The following is an 18,472-nucleotide window of genomic DNA, read 5'->3' on the forward strand; positions in this document are numbered from 1 at the left end:
TCAGGCCGGTTTCCCGAACCAGCGGCCAAGGGCGGTCCGCAGGGTCGACGGGTCGCCGGGAGACCGCCAGGCGACGTAGCCGTCGGGGCGGATCAGCACCGGCTCGCACCGCGCCCGTACGGTGTCCACCCGCCCGGCCCACTCCCGCGCCACCTCCACGAGCCGGTCGTCGTCCCCGAGGAACAGCGGCCTGCCCGCGCGGAGCAGCTCGACCAGCGTGACAACGCCTCCCACCCCTCCCGTGCCTCCAGCGGTGCCTCCTTCCGTCTTGAGCTCCGTGTCCTGGGCGAACGCGCCCGCGCCGGGGTGGCCGACGTCGTAGACCGTGTCCGTGGCGCTGAGCATGCCGCTCAGGTAGTCGTTGACCTCCCGCAACCTCATGAGCTCGGCGAACAGCTCGCGCAGTGGGTCGATCGCAGGGTCTGGACCGGCCAGGGCGGTCTGGGCGCGGACGTTCCACAGGACGCGGGCCGCCACCGGGTGCCGCTCGGCGTGGTAGCTGTCGAGCAGCCCCTCCGGGGCCTGACCGCGCACCTGCGCGGCGAGCTTCCAGCCCAGGTTCACAGCGTCCTCGAGGCCGGTGTTGAGCCCCTGCCCTCCCCAGGGGAAGTGCACGTGGGCGGCGTCCCCCGCGACGAGCACGCGCCCCCACCGGTAGGTCTCGGCCTGCAGCGCGGCGTCGCCGTACCGGGACAGTTCGCGCGGCTCGGTCATTCTGACGGGACGGCCCGCGATGTGCTCGGCCACGCTCCGCAGCTCCTCCAGGGTGACCGGGGCCCGCCGGTCGGCGTGCGGCCCCCGGAAGTCGTAGGTGCCGATCCGGCTGTGGCCGTGCACGCCTCCGCCCCAGACCATGAGCCAGCCGCGCGGGGTGCGGTGCCAGCCGCCGGGCAGGGGGTCGAGCAGCCGTACGTCGCCCATCAGCGCGGCGACGCCCGCCGGGGTTCCGGTGAACGGGATGCCGGCCAGCTCGCGGACGGCGCTGCGGGCTCCGTCCGCGCCGACGGCGTACCGGACGGCCAGCTCGTACGGCCCCGCCGGTCCCTCGACGGTCAGCGTGACCCGGTCGTCGTCCTGGACGAGCCCGACGACCTCGTGTCCTCGCCGGATCCGGGCGCCCAGCTCGGCGGCGCGGTCGGCGAAGACCTGTTCCGCCCACGCCTGCGGGCTGCCGACGATGCTCGGCCCCTCTCCCGCGACCGCGCCGAGGTCGAGCTCGAACATGCCGGAGAAGTGGAAGCGCACGCCGCCGTAGGAGGACCTTCCCACCGCCTCCAGCAGCCCCCTGCGGTTGAGGAGCTGCGCGGTCCTGGCGTGCAGCGTGCCCGCCTTGGACTCCCCCGTCGGCGCGGGAAGCCGTTCGAGGACCACGACCCTGACGCCCTGGAGGGCGAGCTCGGCCGCGAGCAGCATGCCGACCGGACCGCCTCCGGCGACCGCGACGTCGAAACCCAGGACGTCGGACTCGGCGATGTCGAATTCCACGGGGTCTCCTCAGGCGTCCACGCGCGCGGGCCGGGGGTCCGCGGCCCGGCGACGCCGGAAGGTCAGGGCGGGTAGGACGCTCAGCGGGAAGCCCCCGTGGACGACCGCGTACGCGCTGGTCACCCACTGCGGTGTGTAGGCGGAGAAGCCGAGATGGCAGCCTCGGGGAGGGGGCTGGGACGGGGAGGGGGACGGCATGACTTCCTTCGATTGTCCGACACATACGAACAGTTTGACTGTTCGGGATCCTCGTACAATTGAGCCGAGGCCGTCAAGTTCGTCTCTTCCGTACACTCGTTCCATGACCGCCCTCCACCCGTCGCTCGAGCAGTTCCAGCTCGAAGAGGTGCTGGCCGCCCTCGGCCACCCGATCAGGGCGTCGATCGTGCGGACGCTCGCCTCCGGCGAGGAGATGTTCTGCGGCGCGATCGTCCCCGACGTCCCGAAGTCGACCCTCACCCACCACTGGCGAGTGCTGCGCGAGAGCGGCGTCATCCGGCAGCGACCCTCGGGGCGCAAGCTCTACATCACCCTCCGCCGCGACGACCTCGACGCCCGTTTCCCCGGGCTGCTCGACCTCGTCCTGTCCGAGGAGACGTTCGGCGGGGCCGCCTGGCAGAGCGCCGCCGACTGACCCCTCCCGCCCCGCCCTTCTCCTCTCCCGACCCCGTCAGCGACTCCCGGCCCTCCCTGCCCCGCCGACGACACCCTGCCCTTCCCGGCCCCGTCGACGGATCCCCGGCGCCCTTCGCCGCGAAGAGAATGCCTTCCGTCGGCGAAAGTCAGCCGCCGAAGCGACAAAAGGGCCGATCAACGCGCTCGTCGACTCCACACGGCATTTCCGATGGCGTCCGGCCCACAGAGCGGGCCTCTCTTACCTGAACTCTTTCTGGAACGTGCCACATTTCATGGATTTGCGAACACCAGAGCGACCTGCGACTTTTATGCGATTGTTGTTCCGGTGTTCACCTACGGGGAGGGGTTCGGTGTCGAGACCGACGTTCCGGGAGCGGTTGCGGTACTGGTTCGACAACACCATGTCGCGAGGCACGGTGGCGCTGATCGGCTGGCTCGCCCTCATCTCGCTGGGGCTGATCCTGCTGGTCACGGTGCTGAGCCTGTGGCTGACCCCGGACGAGGCGGCGAAGAACAGCGGCTTCGCGGGCATGCTGTGGGTTTCGCTGATGCGCACACTGAGTCCCGGCAAGGTCGCGAGCGACAGCGGGAGCACGCTGTACGTCGCGCTGATGTTCGTGGCGTCCATGGGCGGCCTGTTCATCGTCAGCGCCCTCGTCGGCGTGCTCTCCAACGGCCTCAAGACCAAGTTCGAGCAGCTGCGCAAGGGCAAGTCACGGATCATCGAGAAGGGACACATCGTGATCCTGGGCTGGTCCGAGCAGGTCTTCACGATCGTCACCGAGCTGGTCCAGGCGCACGCGAGCGACAAGGGGTCGGTCATCTCGATCCTGGCCGACAAGGACAAGCCCGACATGGAAGACGACATCCGTCGCCATGTCGGCGACACCGGCAGGACCAAACTGGTCTGCCGGACCGGACGGCCCACCGAACCCGCCGACCTCGACCTGATGAACCTCGACGCCGCCCGGTCGGTGGTCGTCCTGTCCCCGCAGGGCGACGACCCCGACGCGCACGTCATCAAGACGCTGCTCGCGCTGGCCAAGCGCGCGGGCGACCACCCTCCCGTGATCGCCGCGATCGCCCGCACCGCGAACATGGCCGCCGCCCGTCTGGCGGGCGGCCCCGACGTCCACCTGGTCGACTCCGACGACACCGCCTCCCGGCTCATCGTGCAGTCGTCGCGGCAGTCGGGCATGTCCGTCGTCTGCATGGACCTGCTCAACTTCGACGACGGCGAGATCTACCTGCGCTCCGACCCCGACCTCACCGGCATGACGTACGGCCAGGCGCTCCCGGCCTACCAGACCGCCACGGTCATCGGCCTGCGCAGGCCCCGTGGCGTCATGCTGAACCCGCCGACGGACACGGTGATCGACGCCGGGGACGAGGTCATCGTGATCGCCCACGACGACTCGCTGATCCACCTGGCGGACGGCATGCCGCAGGCGCGGGAGGAGGCGATCGTCTCGGCCGAGCACGTCCGCCCCGGGCCGGAGCGGACCCTCGTGCTGAACTGGAACGGCAGGGGCCGCGAGGTCGTCCGCTATCTCGACGGCTACGTCGCCCCCGGCTCGGTGCTGGACATCGCCTCCGACCACCCGGACGCCTCGGTCCCCTTCGAGGGGCTGGCCAACCTGACGGTGAACGCCAAGGAGTGCGAGACCACCGACCGCTACGCGCTGGAGTCCCTCGGCCTGGGCGTCTACCAGCACGTGATCGTGCTCTCCGACGACCGCTACACCGCCGAGCACGCCGACACCCGCACCCTGATGACCCTCCTGCAGCTGCGCGACATGCAGACCACGCTGGGCGAGCGGTACTCGATCGTCAGCGAGATGCACGACGAGAACAACCGGAGCCTGGCCGAGGTCACCGAGGCCGACGACATCGTGATCAGCGACACGGTCATCGGCCTGCTCCTGGCCCAGCTCGCCGAGAACCAGCACCTGGCCGAGGTGTTCGGCTACCTCTTCGACTCCCGGGGCTCGGAGATCTACCCCCGCCCCGCCGACCAGTACGTCCACGCCGGGCTGCAGGTCAGCTTCGCCTCGGTGATCGAGTCGGCCAGACGCCGCGGCGAGACCGCGATCGGCTACCGTCTGGCGGACCGGGTGAACGAGGCGCCCCACTTCGGCGTCGTCCTCAACCCCGACAAGTCCCAGCCGCTGCGCCTGGGCGACGGCGACTCCGTGATCGTCCTGGCCGAGCGCTGACCGCCGGGCGGACCGGGCGAGCGGCCCCTGCCGCCCCGGAGCCGGGCCCGTGGGAGCCGCGCCTCACTCGTCGAACGGTTCGGCTCTGAGGCACAACAGACTCAGCAGACACGGAACGGCGAACATGACGGTCGCCGACCACGAACCCGTACCGATTCCGTGGAAACCGTTCACGAGCTGGGGCAGGAGTCCGGCGAAGACGATCGCCGCGCCCGCGTAGACCACCGACATGCCGGTGGCGCGGACGCGGGTCGGAAACGCCTCCGCCAGCAGCGGGATCATCGCGACGTTGACCGCGACCACGAAGGGAAGCGCCAGGAGCATCAGCCACAGACCGACCGAAGAGAGGCTCCCGCTCCCCAGGACGGAGGCCGACACGGCGAGTACGGACGCGCCGACGACCCCCGTGACAGCGACCCTGCGGGCACCGGCCTCGATGGCGGCGACGCCCCCGAAGAGTGCGCCGATCATGAACCCCAAGACGCCGGCTATGATCACCGCGCGGACCGCCACCGGCTCCATCGCTTCGCTCTCCATGGCGTCCAGCAGGAAAACGCTCACGGCCTGGAAGCCGCCCACTCCGAAGGACAGCCCGCCGATTCCGAGCAGCACCGACCGCCACGAGGTCCGCAGGAGCTCCACGATCGGCGGCCCGACCGGCTTCTCCTCGTCCGCCTGGGCCTGCTGGAAGTCGGGGGTCTCCTTCAGGGCCCACCACAGGAACAGGCCCGCGGCCAGTGTCAGCGCCGCCATGACGAGGAGAGAACCCTGCCAGCCCCAGGCGCTCGCCAGGTTCTCGTCGTTGCCGATCACATGGTCGGCGTCGGCGAACATCGCGGAGAACATGAGGCCGAACAGGCCGACGATGAAGAGCATCCCTCCGCCCATCACCTTCGCCTCCGGCTCGGCGTACTCGAAGGCCGGCAGCAGCACGGTGACCGGTTTCACGCCGAGCGTGAACCCCAGGGCGACCCGTAACACCACCGTGAGCACCACGGCGCGCCCGTCACCCGGCTCGGAGCCGAACAACAGGGCCGTGAGGACGACGATCGTGCTCGTCACGGCGAGGCCGGCCAGTACCGCGGGCTTGCGTCCCGCCCGGTCGGCGAGGTGGCCGAAGCAGACGCCGCCGAGCAGTCCGACCGGATAGCCGATCCAGTAGACGAGGGCCGTGGCCCCCGCGAGCGAATCAGTCGTTCCCGAGGGGAAGAGCAGGTCGCGCAATGTCTGGTCGCCGCCGAGCGCATGCTCGAAGAAGAGGATGTACACGGCGAGGCAGAACACCTCGATCACGACGCCGATGAGCATCATGTCGAGCATGGAGGGCACACTTTCGTCGTCATCGTCGTCGGCGGCCATGTGATCCTCCGGGAGACCTGAACGTCGGCGTCCGCATGAAAAATTCAGTGAAGGTGAATCTGGGTTGTCAGCGCCGTTCACATTCGTCGCGCTGTTCGCACTTTCCGCGCCCCGAGCCGTGTTCATGCTACTCAGCACGACGACTTACGCGAGTCATGTGCGCCCATAGCATTTAGGGAATACTCAGCGCACGCATGAAATAGAGAATCAAAGGCATGGCGTCCCGATTCGGTTATGGTCCGGCCGGAAGCGCTCCGCCCGGCGCGGCCGACCGGCCGTCGGCGGCTCCGCCATCCCCGGACCGCTCCGTCAGGAGTCGGCGGGCTCGGTCCTGCCGGTGGTCCGCGTCTCGGCCGTCCCGGCCTGGTCAGGGCCGGGTTCCCCGGTGGACTCCTCGTCCCGGCTCTCGCTCCGAGGGTCGGCGTGGGTTCCGGCCAGGGCTTCGACACCCTCTTCGGCCCGCTCCTCCGTCAGGCCCTGCGGCCGGGCGTCGGCGCGCCACCGGGCCGCCTCCTGGTAGGCCGAGATCACGGCGGCGAACATGGCGACCGGCATGGCGAGGAGGAGAAGGGGCTGGTACAGGCCGCCCGTCATCGTGAGAACGAAGAACACGACGGTGAGAACGATTCCGCCGCCGACCCAGTCGGCGGGCCTTCCCGGCACGTTCAAAACCATTCCCTCCACTCGTACCAGGGGCCCTCGATGTGTTTGTAGGCCGTCTCCAGGTCCTGGTACACACGCGCCTTCGGGCTCCAGATGAAGCCGTACCGGTCGAGGAAGCCCGCGTCCTCCAGATAGAAGATCACGCCGTCGTCGGACCGCTCGATCGACGACACCTGGTACAGCCCGGCCCATCGCCTCTCGCTCGCCGGTTCCTTCCCGGCCGCGATCCGCTGGGCGATCTGCTCCATGCTCGCCTTGGAGAGCGCGAAGCGGGCGGAGGAGGGGACGTCGAACCACAGGAGCCCGAAGACGGTCGCTCCGACGAGCGGCACCGCCGCCCAGCGCGCCCAGTGTCTGCGCAGACCGGGACGGCCGTCCGCGCGGAGCAGGCCCACGACGAACCGGGGTCCCCAGACGACGGCGACCCCCAGGGCCAGGAGGGCGCCCACGATCTGGGTCATGAAGTAGCTGCCGGGAACGCTGTCGCCGTACGTCAGCAGGAGGCCGGCGAAGGCGGCGGAGGGGATGAGCAGGCGTCCCGGTGGGCCGGTGAGCACTCGGGCGAGCGTGGAAGGGCCGGAGCTCGCCGACCGCGTCATCGGGGAGTCCAGCGGCCACTCGGGAGCGTTTCCCAGCATGGTGCAATATAACGCGCCAGTGATCACAGTGACCAGCGCGCGTGGGGGTCGTCGCGGCGACGACCCCCTGCCGCCACCTCAGGCAGTGATCATGAAAGCCAGGCCCAGCAGGACGATGACGGGGATCAGCCACACCACGGCCTCGACAGCGAACTCCTTGTACACGGTCAATTTCTCCCTTTAAGTCCCGCTAAATCCATAAATTTGGCCATGCGAAGCATATGCGCATCCAGGAGCAGCCCCGCACTCCCCCTCCCCCTGACCTCCCGACTCACCCGCCCCGGGTGCCTGGCGGCGACCGCGGCGGCCACGACCGCGCCGAGCGAGAAGCCGACGAGGTCGGCGGGCCCGCCGAAGGTCGCGGCGACCTGGTCGGCGAGCAGGTCCAGGGTCAGCTCCCCGGTGGGGAGCGGGGTGCCGCCGCTTCCCGCGTAGTTCGGAGTGATCACGGTGCGCCGGTCGGCGAAGCGGCCGACGAGGTGACCGGCAGGGCGGCGGTCGGCCGGGTGCTCCGGGAGGCCGCCGTCCACTACACCGATCCGGCGCATCCTCCCGGCTGTCTCATCGTCAGCGCCGCGGTCAACTGCGGCCTCGAGTCGGCGGAGGTCGAGGAGGCGATGCGCGCGCTCAGGCAGGCGACCAAGGCCGGCATCGGAGCCCGCATCGCCGAGGACGTCGCGGCGGGGCTGCGCCCCGAGGACACCGACGTCGACTCCATGGCCGCGTTCTACGCCGCCGCCATCCAGGGCATGTCGGTGCAGGCCCGCGACGGCGCGACCCGCGAGCAGCTGGAGCGCGTCGCCGACCTGGCCATGCTCGCCTGGCCCGAGGGTCAGTGCCCCTTGGCCGAGGCGTCCTCCAGCGGCTGATCCCGGGCCGCGGACCGCAGCCAGCGGACGCCGTACGGCGGAAGCGTGAACTTCACCCGGCCGTCGGCGGGAAGATCGAGCGTGCCGTCGACCAGCAGGTCGGTCAGCACGTGGTCGCCCTCGAAGCCCTTCAGGACGAACTCCACCTTCGCCTCGCGATCGGCGAAGTTGTGCACGGCGACCACCGTTCCGCCCTCCGCGTCGGCCCTGTGGACCAGCACGGCGTCGTCCCCCGAGGCCAGGACGTCGTAGTCGCCCCAGGCCAGCTCGGGCGACTCCCGGTAGCGCTCGACGAGCATCGTGACCCAGCGCAGCAGCGAGTCCGGGTCGCGGCGCTGGGCGTCGACGTTGACGTTGCGCGGGCCGTACTCGCCGGTGGGAGACGGGACGGGGGTCTTCGGGGTGACGGGTGAGAACCCTCCGTCCGGGGTCCACTGCATCGGGACGCGGACGGCCATCCGGCCCTCCCCCTTCAGGTTCTCGCCGAGGCCGATCTCCTCGCCGTAGAAGAGCACCGGGGTGCCCGGCAGGGAGAACAGCACGCTGTAGGCCAGTTTGAGGCGTCTGAGGTCGCCGTCGAGCATCGGCGGCAGGCGTCGCCGCAGCCCCCGGTCGAAGACCTGCATGGTCTTCTTGGGACCGAAGGCGTCGAAGACCTCCTGGCGCTCGGCGTCGGTGAGCTTGTCCAGGGTCAGCTCGTCGTGGTTGCGGACGAAGGTGGCCCAGTGGGAGTCCTTCGGCGGGGTGGGCCGCTGGCTGAGGGCGTCGGCGAGGGCCCTCGGGTTCTGGCGGGCCATGGACAGGTGGAAGCGCTGCATCCCGATGAAGTCGAAGCACATGGTGACCTCGTCGCCGTTGCCGTCGCCGAAGTACCTCATCAGGTCCGGGTAGGGCAGGTTGACCTCGCCCAGCAGGATGGAACTGCCGTCCCGGCGGTTCATGAAGGCCCGCAGGTCGGCGAGGAAGGCGTGCGGGTCGCCGCCGATGCCCTCGATCAGGAACGGCACCGCGTCCACCCGGAAGCCGGACAGGCCGAGCTCCATCCAGAAGCCGAGGATGCGGGCGATCTCGTCGCGGACCTCGGGGTTGTCGATGTTCAGGTCGGGCTGGAAGCGGTAGAAGCTGTGCAGGTAGTACTGGCCGGTCTTCTCGTCCAGCTCCCAGATGCTGTCCTCCTTGTCGGGGAAGACGATCGCCTTCGGGTCGACGGGGTCCGGCTCGTCCTTCCACACGTACCAGTCGCGTTTGGCCGAGTCACGACTGGCCCGGGCCTCCTTGAACCAGGGGTGCTCGTCCGAGGTGTGGTTGACCACCAGGTCCGCGATCACCCGTATGCCCCGGTCCCTGGCGGTCCGCATGAACTCCACGAAGTCCCCCAGCGTGCCCAGGCGGGGGTCGACGGAGTAGAAGTCGGTGATGTCGTAGCCGTCGTCACGGCCGGGGGTCGGGAAGAACGGCATCAGCCAGATGCAGGTGACCCCGAGCCGGTCGAGATGGTCGATTTGCTGAGTGAGCCCCCTGAAGTCACCGATGCCGTCGCCGTTGCCGTCCTTGTAGGTCTCGACGTCCAGGCAGTAGACGACGGCGTTCTTCCACCACAGATCAGCCGTGTAGGTCAGTCGCATGGTGACTCGCACTACCCGAGCCCAGAGGCTTTATCAGGATTTATAACAGCAAACGATCCCGGGATCGGTGCCGCTCGGCAGCCACACCGGCGCGGGACGGCTACGGTGGAGGCGACGACCCTGGAGGAGATCATGCGGCAGCTGAGGCGCGGCGCGCCCTTCGGCTGGTTGCTGACCCTCCTGTTCCCGCTGCTCGTGGCCGTGGGCGGAGGCCAGAGCGGGTCCGCCGCCACGGCCGCCGACGCGACCGCCCTCCCCCGGCACGCGCTCCTCAGCGTGACCGGCGCGGAACGGCACCCCCTGTCGCGCGGAGAGCTCTCCGGCCAGCGTCAGCACGACCTCGCCGCCGCGTTCGCCGCGGCTCTCGTCGCGGCCGGAGCCGGAGCCGGGGGCGGCCATCCGGTCGCCTCCCCTCCCCCGGGCTCCCCGCACCGCCTCACCGCCGCGGTCCTCGACTCCCGCCCCGCGGGCGAACCCCCGGGCCCGCTGGCGTCCCCGCTGGTCAGCCCGGCCAGAGCTCCACCCTCCACAGGCGTCTGACCCACCCCGGGGCCACCCGGGGACTTCGCCGTACCCGCGAACGCTCCGAACGCTCCGAACGCCCCGGCACGCCCTGGGGCCTTCGGACGTCTCGCCGTGCCCAGAGACTTTCCCCAGCCTGTGGAGGCTTCCATGTCGCGTGCCCCCGTGGTACGCGCGGTGACGGCGCTCGCCGTCATCGCCACATCACTTCTCATCGCGTTGACCATGACGCCGCGCCTGGGTCTCGACCTGCGCGGCGGCACCCAGATCGTGCTCGAGACCAGGGACTCCCCGACCGCCAAGGCCGACGCCGAGGCCACCGACCGCACCCTCGAGGTGCTGCGCCGCAGGGCCGACGCGCTGGGCGTCGCGGACGCCCCGCTGACCCGCTCCGGCGAGCGGCGCATCATCGTGGAACTGCCCGGCGTGCAGGACCCGGCCAGGGCCGCCGAGGTCATCGGCAAGACCGCGCAGCTCACCTTCCATCCCGTCCAGGGCATGGCCGACGAGTCGACCAAGGCGGGGAACGGCGAGCAGGTCATCCCCGACGAGGACGGCGTCAAGCTGCTCGTCGGCCCGGCCAGGCTCACCGGGAACGGCGTCAGCGGCGCGGAGGCGGGGACCGACCCCCAGCAGGGCGGCGGCTGGTTCGTCACCCTGGACCTGCGCGACGAGGGTCGCCAGGCGTGGGCGAAGCTGACCGGCGAGGCCGCCTGCAACCCGGTGGGCGACCCTAGACGGCGGGTCGCCATCGTGCTCGACTCGAAGGTCCTCATCTCACCGCAGGTGAACGAGGGCGTAGCCTGCCGCGTGGGGCTTCCGGGCAGCTCCACCCAGATCACCGGCTCCTTCACCGTGGAGGAGGCGCAGGATCTGGCCGCGCTGATCAAGGGAGGCTCGCTGCCCGTACCCGTGGAGATCGTCGAGCAGCGGACCGTGGGCCCGACGCTCGGCGCGGCCGCCATCACGGCCAGCGCGCAGGCCGCCGTCATCGGCGTGGTGCTCACCGCGCTGTTCATCATGCTGACCTACCGCCTCGCGGGAATGATCGCCACCATCGCCCTGGTCTGCTACGCGCTGATCTCCTACGCCGCGCTCGTCGCGCTCGGCGCCACGCTGACCCTGCCGGGTCTGGCGGGGTTCGTGCTGGCGATCGGCATGGCCGTGGACGCCAACGTGCTGGTCTTCGAACGCGCCAGAGAGGAGTACGCCGCGGGACCGCGACTGCGACCCGCCCTGGAGAAGGGCTTCCGCAACGCGTGGAGCGCGGTGGCCGACTCCAACATCACCACGCTGCTCGCCGCGGGACTGCTGTTCTTCCTGGCCTCGGGCCCCGTGCGGGGCTTCGGCGTCACACTGAGCATCGGGGTGATCGCCTCGCTGATCACCGCCATGGTCATCACCAGGGTCATCGCCCAGTGGGCGGTGACCCTGCCCGCCGTGGCCGGGCGGCCCCGGATCACCGGCCTGGCGGACATCGGCAGGGTCCGCAGGTGGCTGACCGCCCACGGCCCCGACCTGATGCGGCGGCGGGCGCGGTACTTCGTGGTCACCGGCGCCCTGGTCGCGACGGCCCTGGCCGGGGTCGTGGTCCGCGGGATCGACTTCGGGGTCGAGTTCACCGGCGGCAGGCTGACGGAGTACTCGACGAGCGTCCCGATGACCGCGGACACCGCCCGCGAGCTGGTCAGCGGCGCCGGGTTCCCGAACGCGATCGTGCAGTCGTCGGACGGGGCCGTCTCCGTGCGGACGGGAAGGATCGACGCGGCGGAGGCGGCGAGGATCGAGGCCGCCCTGGAGAGCCGCGGCGGCCAGGTCACCAAGCAGCGCGACGAGCTCATCGGCCCGAGCCTGGGCGAGGAGCTGCGCAGGAACGCGCTGATCGCGTTGGGCGTCGCGCTCGCCGCGCAACTCGCCTACCTGGCCTTCCGGTTCCGCTGGACGTTCGGCCTCGCGACGGTGCTGGCCCTGGTCGCCGACGCGGCGATCGTGGTCGGCGCGTTCGCGTGGCTGGGCAAGCCCGTCGACGGGGTCTTCCTGGCCTCGATGCTCACCGTGATCGGCTACTCGGTCAACGACAAGGTCGTGGTCTTCGACCGGGTCCGCGAGCTGTGGGGGGCGCGGCGCAGGACGCCGTTCGCCGAGGTGGTCAACACCGCGGTCCTGCAGACCGTGCCCCGCACGGTGAACACCGGCCTCGGCGCGCTGTTCATCCTGGCCGCGCTGGCCGTACTCGGCGGCGACTCGCTGACCGACTTCGCGGTGGCGCTGCTGATCGGCATCGTCACGGGCACCCTGTCCTCGGCCCTGGTCGCGGCGCCGCTCGCGATCGAGTTCGAGAGGCGCGGCACGGCTCCGCCGCCGCGTCCCCGTCAGGGTCAGGCACGCCGCCCCCGCGAGGGATCGGGAGCCGTGGTCTGACCTGCCGGGACTCCCCCGGGATCCGGTGTCTCCCGCCGGGTCCCGGGTTCCCCTCTCCGATCCGGGGCCTCCTTCCGGATCCGGGCTTTCCCTCCGGAGGGGAGGGCCCGCTAATGTGCGTTGGGTCTGATTTCCCTGCTGCCGGAAGGCGGATGCACCCGTGGCGGACGACTACGCGACGACTTTCAGGATCCTCGACGTCGACGGCGACGGCCTGATCTCGGTCACCGAGATGACGCGTCTCATGGAGGTGCTCGGTCAGCCGATCACCCCTGAGGCCGCCGCGCAGGCCATCGCCAGGATCGACCGGGACGGCGACGGCCTCATCTCCCTGGAGGAGTTCGCCGGATACATCAACTAGACCCTGTGGCCGGGGACGCTCACCGGGTCGCGCACCGCTCGTCGGCGCCGACCCGCCCAGCGTCACCCCTCGCCGTACCGGCGCCAGAGACGACCCCAGACACAGCGAGCGGCGGGCGATGCACCCCCGCCATGAACCACCACACCGGGGCGGCGGGCCGCACTGCGGACGGTCATGGGCGGAGTAGGAGGGGAAGGTGCTCATCGGGTCGGTGTCCCGGGCGGACGCGGTGAGGACGGGCGGTCTGGGCCTTGGCGCTCGGCCCGCGGATCCCCCTTGCCGGCCATGACGGCCACCCGCGGGCCGAGCGTGATCGGAGGCATTCCCATGGACACGGCCTCGACACCTGCGGGTTTTCCCTTTCGTCCTCCGACGCGGCTCCCGCGGGCCTCCCGCCGCGCGTCTCGACGCGGGCATCGCGACCGCAGGTTCCGCGACCGTGGGTTCCGCGACCGCGGGCTTCGCACGAAGTGACCTCGCCCCGGATTCCGGGGGGCGAAACTTCACACCGCGCGCCGCCTCATGACCGGCACCGCCCATGAGGCAACCACCCATACTTCCTTAAATGGATTTATGCATATTTAAGTCGACTCAACTCATCAAAACCCGGTACCGGCCGGGCGTTATGGCAAAGCATTCAGGCCTGGCCTGGAGAGCTATTGACTCTCCATTCGCGACCTAATAACTTAAAGTAGCCAATGAGATTCATACTGTAACGGAGAGGTAAGGGTTCGATGCATCACTCAGCCACGCCGCCCGTTCACGACCGAGGTGGCACATGACCACCGCCCCTCTCGAACGCGTCAGGCTCCGTTTCACCCTGCTCGACACCGACGCCAACGGTTACGTCGAGGCGGACGACTTCGAACGGCTCGCGATCCGGATCATCAAGGCGGTGGCCGAGCCGGTCTCCTCGCCGAAGGCTCTGGCGGTCCTCGAAGGACACCGCAGATACTGGCGGGGGCTGGTCGACGACCTGGGGGCCGACCACGACGGCAGGGTCGCTCTCCACGAGTACGTCACCCACGTCGCCAGGCCCGAGCGTTTCGACGACGTCATCCGCGAGTACGCCGAGTCGCTCGCCCTCCTGCTCGACGTCGACGACGACGGGTTCATCGAGCACGCCCACTTCCTCGCCTGCATGCGGGCCGTCGGTTTCCACCCGGCGAGCGTCGACGCCCTGTTCGCGGAGCTCGACCCGTACGGCGCGGGCAAGGTCGCCGTCCGCGCCTGGGTGGCCAGCATCAAGGATTTCTACGGCAGTCAGAGAACGGACATCCCGGCTCAGCGCCTGCTGGCGGTTCCCAGCGTGGGCTGATCCGGATCCTGTCCAGCGGATCGGTCGCTCCCCTTCGCCGACCTCCCGCCGACTCACCGCGACAGCGCGGAGCCAGCCGGAGACAACAGGCACACGACCGGTCTCCAGGGTCCTCCATCCGGCTTTCTCCGCGGGAGGTGAAACATGGCCGGAGGTCTCGCACGTGAAGCGATTCGGTCGATGCGATCGGCGTTCCCCTTCGAACCCCCTCCAGGACGCCACGACCTGATCAACCTGAGGGACAACGAGAATCCCTTCGGCGGCCCGCAGCGCCACTACCCCGACAACACGAACGGCGACCTGGTCGCCGCGTACGTCCGCGCTCTGGACGTCGTCGAGGTCGCGCCGGGCTCCGACACCCCGGGGTGGCACTGGGGAGCGGACAACATCCTGATCACCAGGGGCGCGGCCGACGCACTCGACCTGGTCTTCCGGGCCTTCTTCGATCCCGGCGCGGACGCGGTGGCCGTGACGCCCCCCACTTTCGCGATCTTCGACGAGCTCGCCACGGTGTACGGGGTCGCCCGGCGCCCGGTCCCGCTCCTGGGCGAGGACCTCGACCGGCTCGACGTCGGGCGGCTGATGAAGCTCCCGGTCAAGGGCGTCCTGCTGTGCGATCCGGGAAACCCGACCGGCACCTGTCTCGCACCGGAGGACGTCCTGCTGCTCCTGGACTCCTTCGACGGCCTGGTGGTGATCGACGAGGCGTACGTCGAGTGCTCGGGACGCCCGTCCTACCGGCACCTGATCCCCGACCATCCCAACCTCGTGGTCCTGCGGTCGATGTCCAAGGCGCTCGGCATGGCGGCCCTGCGTCTGGGGGCCGTGCTCGCGCATCCCGAGCTCGTCCTCGCGCTGCGCAAGGTGCGGCTGCCGTTCGCCCTGCCGGGGCCGGTGACGGCGCAGGCCATGAACGAGCTGTCACGTCCCGCGCTGCTGCGCGCCCAGATCGAGACCTTCGCCGAGGAACGCGACCGTTTCGCCGCCGAGCTCGCGCGGTGCCCGGGGGTCGGACGCGTCTTCGCCGAGGCGGGCTTCGTCACGGTCGAGGGGGACGCCGAGCTCGCCTCCCTTCTGCGCCTGGCGGGCTTCGACACCCTGCCCGAACCGATGGGCTGGCCGGGACACGTGCGCATCTCCATCGGGAGGCCGTCGGACAACTCCCGTCTGATCGCCGCGCTGAAGACGACGACGGCACGGACGTCGCGGACGCCTCAGCCGGCACGACCGGATCGACCAGGACAGACAGCGCGGGAAGCGCAGACAGCGGGGTCACCGCCGTCCCGGGTGAAGGGACACCAGACATGAGCGCCGAGACGACCGCGGTGACGTCCGTGACGACCGTCGCCCGCGACGACATCCGGGCCATCACCTCAGTGCGGGTGGACGGCGAGACCCACCAGCTCGGCCAGCAACGGGACTTCCGCCGCAACGGCGCCCTCGCCGCGTTCCTGCCGGAGGCGGGCCGCCCGTCCTTCGCCTGGGTACGGCTGCGCGACGGGGAGACCCTGGCCGTCCACCGGCATCCGACCAAGTCGATGATCCTGGTCTGCAGCGGCTCGGTGCTGCTGCTCGGCACACGCGAACGCGAGCTGTCGGAGGGCGACGTGGTGTGCGTCCCGCCGGAGAGCGACCACGGCTTCCGCACCCGTCCCGGCGAGGAGTTCCACGGCCTGTCCGTCCAGTTCGAGGGGGCCGGTCTCTACGAGCACGAGCTGGCCCCCAGGGCCAGCTTCGGCGAGGCGGGCGCGGCGCTGGCCGAGCTGGAGCGGCTGAACGAGTCGCTGCTGGAACGCCACACCGGAAACGCCCTGTTCACCCTGTTCGGCACGGGCAGGCTCCGGCACGAGCCCGCGCTGCGCGCCCGGTTCGTCGCCGCCCTCTACGTGTGGTCGACCTACTTCCAGCGGATGCTCCACGCCCGTCAGGCGACCTGCGCCGACGCGGACCTGCGGGCCGAGTACGGCGAGCACCTGCGCGAGGAGCTCGGCCACGACCGCCTGCTGCTCGAACACCACGACGCGGACGCCGAGGCCTACGACACCGTCCTCGAGGCGGCGGGAAACTGGTTCGTCGCCCAGATGCACCAGCTGGACGAGGCGCAGAAGATCGTGCTCGTGCACATGGTGGTGGAGTCGAGCGGTCACGTCTTCGGCCTCGCCACCTCGGAGATCTTCTCCGAGGAGGCGAAGGGCGGCTACTTCGACCTGCACGCCGAGGCGGACGACGACCACCGGCGCATCGGCAGGGCCTACCTCCACCGCCTGCCCGCCTCGGCGTTCCCCCGGCTCATGGAGACCTGCAGACGGGCGTGGGACCAGATGGACCTGGTCCACGAACGCATCGCCGCCTGGACCCTGGAGCGCCAATGGTGACGAGACCCCGGAGAGGCCGCGGGGGCGACCGCGCGCCGCACGACTCCTCCGACCAACCGGACGAACGCCACGGGGCCAGGCATCCCGTGGTCGTCATGGCGGAGTGGATGGCCGACGTCTTCGTCGACCTGGGTTACCGGATCTCCGAGGGGCCCGAGGTCGAGGCCGAGTGGTTCAACTTCGACGCCCTGAACATGGACGACGGCCACTTCGCCCGCGCCCCGGACCGCACCTTCTTCGTCGCCGACCCCTCAGGACGGGGATTCGGTTCGGGCCTGGTGCTGCGGGCGCACACCTCGCCGGTCCAGGTGCGGGAGATGCTCGGCTCCTCCCCTCCGATCCGGATGGTCTCCACGGGGCGCGTCTTCCGCCCCGACCCGGTCGACGCCACCCACAGCCCGGTCTTCAACCAGCTCGAGGGGCTGGCCGTCGACCAGGACCTGACCATGGCCGACCTCAGGAGCACGCTCGACTACTTCGCCGCCCGCGTGTTCGGGCCGGGGACCGTGACCCGGTTGCGGCCCCACTGGTTCGCCTACACCGACCCGTCCGCCGAGGTGGACGTGGCGTGCGTCGTCTGCCGCGGCGGGGGGCGTGGTCCGGCGGGGCGGTGCCGTACGTGCGGGGGCGAGGGGTGGATCGAGTGGGGCGGTTGCGGGATGGTCCACCCGAAGGTGCTCGCCACGTGCGGCATCGACCCGGGCAGGCACACCGCGTTCGCCTTCGGCATGGGGATCGAGCGCACGCTGATGCTCAGGCACGGCCTGGCGGACATGCGCGAGATCGTCGACGGCGGCGTCCGCTTCACGCTCGGCACGGCCGAACCGCCGGTCTCCTCCCGCGCGTGGCCGGGCCTCGGCCTCACCCGGTCGCAGGGCGTCCGGCGTCTGGTCGGGCGGGCGCTCGCCCGCGCCGGGTTCGTCGAGACGCCCACCTTCCCCTTCGTCGGCGCCACCGTGTGGGACGCCTTCGGGCTGGCGTCCGACGATCCGCGCCGCGACGCCCTCACCCTCGTCAACCCGATCAGCCTCGGGGAGCCCGCGCTGCGCACCACGCTCCTGCCCGGACTGCTGGCCGCGCTGCGCCGTGACGCGGAGCACGGCAGGCCGCGCGCCGGGCTCTTCGAGCAGGGAACGGCCTTCACCTCTCCGCCCCGCGCGTGTCGTCCGCCGTGCCTGCCCGCGGACCGCCGTCCCACGGACGAGCAGCTTCGCGCCCTACGGGCCCTCGTCCCCGCGCAGCCGCAGCATCTGGCCGCTGTGCTGGACGGGGAGTCCGGATGGGACGAGGTGGTCGCCGCCGCGCGCGCCGCGGCCGACGCCGTGGGAGCGGATCTGACCACGCGCGGAGCGCGACGGCCGCCCTGGCTGCCGGGGCGCTGCGTGGAGCTGCTCGCGGGCTCGACCGTGCTCGGTCACGCGGGAGAGCTGTGCCCGGAAACGGTCAGCGCCCTGGGCCTGCCCCGGGGAACCAGCGCGATGGAGATGGACCTCACCACACTCGAACACCTCATGGAGGGGGAGGAACCATGACTCCCGAGCGGCTGGCGAGCGTCTACCTCGACGGGCTGGAACGCGGCGACCTGGAAACCGTGCTGAGCCTGTACCGGGAGGGCGGGATCGTCCACTCCCCCCTGTACGGTCCCATGCCCGCGACCGCGTTCTACCCCGCGTTGTTCGCCGACACGGGACGCGCCAGGCTTCGGCTGCGCGGCGTGACCGAGGGCAGGACCACCGCCGGAGACCCGCTGGTCACCATCTGGTTCCGCTTCGAGTGGACCCTGCCGTCGGGGCAGCCGGCGAACTTCGAGTGCGTCGACGTCATGGAGCTCGCGGACGACGGGCGCGTCGAGGCGCTCCACATCGTCTACGACACGGTGACCGCCAGGCCCGCGTTCGAGGCGGAGAAGGGGGCGGGCAGCTCCTGGCGTCCCGGCCGCGACACCGGGTGACGCGCGGAGGCGGCGATCCGCCCCCGCGCGCCG

General features: G+C 70.7%; 18 protein-coding genes. 11 read left to right on the plus strand and 7 right to left on the minus strand.

Annotated elements, in window-relative coordinates; genetic code table 11:
* Both PKF00_RS22405 and PKF00_RS22410 read right to left on the minus strand, forming a co-directional pair.
* On the minus strand, nucleotides 1–1,485 hold the full coding sequence (locus tag PKF00_RS22405; protein WP_271219561.1) for an FAD-dependent monooxygenase: 1,485 nt from the start codon (nucleotides 1,483–1,485) through the stop codon (nucleotides 1–3).
* Between the two features lie 9 nt (nucleotides 1,486–1,494).
* Nucleotides 1,495–1,683, minus strand: coding sequence for a hypothetical protein (locus tag PKF00_RS22410; RefSeq protein ID WP_271219562.1), 189 nt, complete (start codon nucleotides 1,681–1,683; stop codon nucleotides 1,495–1,497).
* 103 nt (nucleotides 1,684–1,786) lie between these two features.
* Between PKF00_RS22410 and PKF00_RS22415 the strand changes: the two genes are divergently transcribed.
* A complete protein-coding gene (locus tag PKF00_RS22415) occupies nucleotides 1,787–2,119 on the plus strand; it encodes an ArsR/SmtB family transcription factor (RefSeq protein ID WP_271219563.1) in 333 nt (110 codons plus the stop codon).
* A gap of 352 nt (nucleotides 2,120–2,471) precedes the next feature.
* Complete coding sequence (locus PKF00_RS22420; protein WP_271219564.1) at nucleotides 2,472–4,337, plus strand: CASTOR/POLLUX-related putative ion channel; 1,866 nt, start codon at nucleotides 2,472–2,474, stop codon at nucleotides 4,335–4,337.
* A gap of 63 nt (nucleotides 4,338–4,400) precedes the next feature.
* Here PKF00_RS22420 and PKF00_RS22425 read toward each other — a convergent pair whose 3' ends face one another.
* The 4 genes from PKF00_RS22425 to PKF00_RS22440 form a co-directional block, all read right to left on the minus strand.
* A complete protein-coding gene (locus PKF00_RS22425; RefSeq protein WP_271219565.1) occupies nucleotides 4,401–5,696 on the minus strand; it encodes an MFS transporter in 1,296 nt (431 codons plus the stop codon).
* A gap of 309 nt (nucleotides 5,697–6,005) precedes the next feature.
* Nucleotides 6,006–6,371 (minus strand): hypothetical protein, encoded by a 366-nt coding sequence (locus tag PKF00_RS22430; RefSeq protein ID WP_271219566.1) that lies wholly within the window; start codon nucleotides 6,369–6,371, stop codon nucleotides 6,006–6,008.
* Nucleotides 6,362–6,997 (minus strand): hypothetical protein, encoded by a 636-nt coding sequence (locus tag PKF00_RS22435; RefSeq protein ID WP_271219567.1) that lies wholly within the window; start codon nucleotides 6,995–6,997, stop codon nucleotides 6,362–6,364. The genes PKF00_RS22430 and PKF00_RS22435 overlap by 10 nt, the downstream gene beginning before the upstream one ends.
* 167 nt (nucleotides 6,998–7,164) lie before the next feature.
* Nucleotides 7,165–7,446, minus strand: a complete 282-nt coding sequence (locus tag PKF00_RS22440; RefSeq protein WP_271219568.1) for an alpha/beta fold hydrolase — start codon at nucleotides 7,444–7,446, stop codon at nucleotides 7,165–7,167.
* Nucleotides 7,447–7,476: 30 nt separating this feature from the next.
* Here PKF00_RS22440 and PKF00_RS22445 point away from each other — a divergent pair, with 30 nt between their 5' ends.
* A complete protein-coding gene (locus PKF00_RS22445) occupies nucleotides 7,477–7,866 on the plus strand; it encodes a TetR family transcriptional regulator C-terminal domain-containing protein (RefSeq protein WP_271219569.1) in 390 nt (129 codons plus the stop codon).
* On the opposite strand, the gene PKF00_RS22450 is transcribed toward PKF00_RS22445, so the two are convergent.
* On the minus strand, nucleotides 7,830–9,491 hold the full coding sequence (locus tag PKF00_RS22450; protein ID WP_271219570.1) for an alpha-amylase family protein: 1,662 nt from the start codon (nucleotides 9,489–9,491) through the stop codon (nucleotides 7,830–7,832). The two genes, PKF00_RS22445 and PKF00_RS22450, sit on opposite strands and share 37 nt — an antisense overlap.
* Nucleotides 9,492–9,596: 105 nt before the next feature.
* Between PKF00_RS22450 and PKF00_RS22455 the strand changes: the two genes are divergently transcribed.
* From PKF00_RS22455 to PKF00_RS22490, 8 genes are all read left to right on the plus strand, one after another.
* Nucleotides 9,597–10,031, plus strand: a complete 435-nt coding sequence (locus PKF00_RS22455) for a hypothetical protein (protein ID WP_271219571.1) — start codon at nucleotides 9,597–9,599, stop codon at nucleotides 10,029–10,031.
* Nucleotides 10,032–10,163: 132 nt separating this feature from the next.
* Complete coding sequence (secD, locus tag PKF00_RS22460; RefSeq protein WP_271219572.1) at nucleotides 10,164–12,434, plus strand: protein translocase subunit SecD; 2,271 nt, start codon at nucleotides 10,164–10,166, stop codon at nucleotides 12,432–12,434.
* 160 nt (nucleotides 12,435–12,594) lie between these two features.
* Nucleotides 12,595–12,795 carry an EF-hand domain-containing protein gene (locus PKF00_RS22465; protein WP_271219573.1) on the plus strand — a complete coding sequence of 67 codons (201 nt, stop codon included), beginning with the start codon at nucleotides 12,595–12,597 and terminating at the stop codon, nucleotides 12,793–12,795.
* A 778-nt stretch (nucleotides 12,796–13,573) separates the two neighbouring features.
* Entirely contained in the window at nucleotides 13,574–14,113 is a 540-nt protein-coding gene (locus PKF00_RS22470) for an EF-hand domain-containing protein (RefSeq protein WP_271219574.1), read from the plus strand.
* Between the two features lie 180 nt (nucleotides 14,114–14,293).
* Entirely contained in the window at nucleotides 14,294–15,421 is a 1,128-nt protein-coding gene (locus PKF00_RS22475) for an aminotransferase class I/II-fold pyridoxal phosphate-dependent enzyme (protein ID WP_271219575.1), read from the plus strand.
* Nucleotides 15,418–16,488, plus strand: coding sequence for a cupin domain-containing protein (locus tag PKF00_RS22480; protein WP_271219576.1), 1,071 nt, complete (start codon nucleotides 15,418–15,420; stop codon nucleotides 16,486–16,488). The genes PKF00_RS22475 and PKF00_RS22480 overlap by 4 nt, the downstream gene beginning before the upstream one ends.
* On the plus strand, nucleotides 16,482–18,020 hold the full coding sequence (locus PKF00_RS22485) for a tRNA ligase subunit PheS family protein (RefSeq protein ID WP_271219577.1): 1,539 nt from the start codon (nucleotides 16,482–16,484) through the stop codon (nucleotides 18,018–18,020). Before PKF00_RS22480 ends, PKF00_RS22485 begins: the two co-directional genes overlap by 7 nt.
* Nucleotides 18,017–18,439, plus strand: a complete 423-nt coding sequence (locus PKF00_RS22490) for a nuclear transport factor 2 family protein (protein WP_271219578.1) — start codon at nucleotides 18,017–18,019, stop codon at nucleotides 18,437–18,439. Before PKF00_RS22485 ends, PKF00_RS22490 begins: the two co-directional genes overlap by 4 nt.
* Nucleotides 18,440–18,472 lie beyond the last annotated feature (33 nt).

The sequence above is a fragment of the Streptosporangium carneum genome (assembly GCF_027922005.1).
GTDB classification, from domain to species: Bacteria; Actinomycetota; Actinomycetes; order Streptosporangiales; family Streptosporangiaceae; genus Streptosporangium; species Streptosporangium carneum.

What these genes read in the sequence shown, in the direction of transcription:
- PKF00_RS22410 (WP_271219562.1), bottom strand. Translation starts at nt 1,683, where the DNA reads ATGCCGTCCCCCTCCCCGTCCCAGCCCCCTCCCCGAGGCTGCCATCTC.
- PKF00_RS22415 (WP_271219563.1), top strand. Translation starts at nt 1,787, where the DNA reads ATGACCGCCCTCCACCCGTCGCTCGAGCAGTTCCAGCTCGAAGAGGTG.
- PKF00_RS22425 (WP_271219565.1), bottom strand. Translation starts at nt 5,696, where the DNA reads ATGGCCGCCGACGACGATGACGACGAAAGTGTGCCCTCCATGCTCGAC.
- PKF00_RS22430 (WP_271219566.1), bottom strand. Translation starts at nt 6,371, where the DNA reads ATGGTTTTGAACGTGCCGGGAAGGCCCGCCGACTGGGTCGGCGGCGGA.
- PKF00_RS22435 (WP_271219567.1), bottom strand. Translation starts at nt 6,997, where the DNA reads ATGCTGGGAAACGCTCCCGAGTGGCCGCTGGACTCCCCGATGACGCGG.
- PKF00_RS22450 (WP_271219570.1), bottom strand. Translation starts at nt 9,491, where the DNA reads ATGCGACTGACCTACACGGCTGATCTGTGGTGGAAGAACGCCGTCGTC.
- secD (WP_271219572.1), top strand. Translation starts at nt 10,164, where the DNA reads ATGTCGCGTGCCCCCGTGGTACGCGCGGTGACGGCGCTCGCCGTCATC.
- PKF00_RS22470 (WP_271219574.1), top strand. Translation starts at nt 13,574, where the DNA reads ATGACCACCGCCCCTCTCGAACGCGTCAGGCTCCGTTTCACCCTGCTC.
- PKF00_RS22475 (WP_271219575.1), top strand. Translation starts at nt 14,294, where the DNA reads ATGCGATCGGCGTTCCCCTTCGAACCCCCTCCAGGACGCCACGACCTG.
- PKF00_RS22480 (WP_271219576.1), top strand. Translation starts at nt 15,418, where the DNA reads ATGAGCGCCGAGACGACCGCGGTGACGTCCGTGACGACCGTCGCCCGC.
- PKF00_RS22485 (WP_271219577.1), top strand. Translation starts at nt 16,482, where the DNA reads ATGGTGACGAGACCCCGGAGAGGCCGCGGGGGCGACCGCGCGCCGCAC.
- PKF00_RS22490 (WP_271219578.1), top strand. Translation starts at nt 18,017, where the DNA reads ATGACTCCCGAGCGGCTGGCGAGCGTCTACCTCGACGGGCTGGAACGC.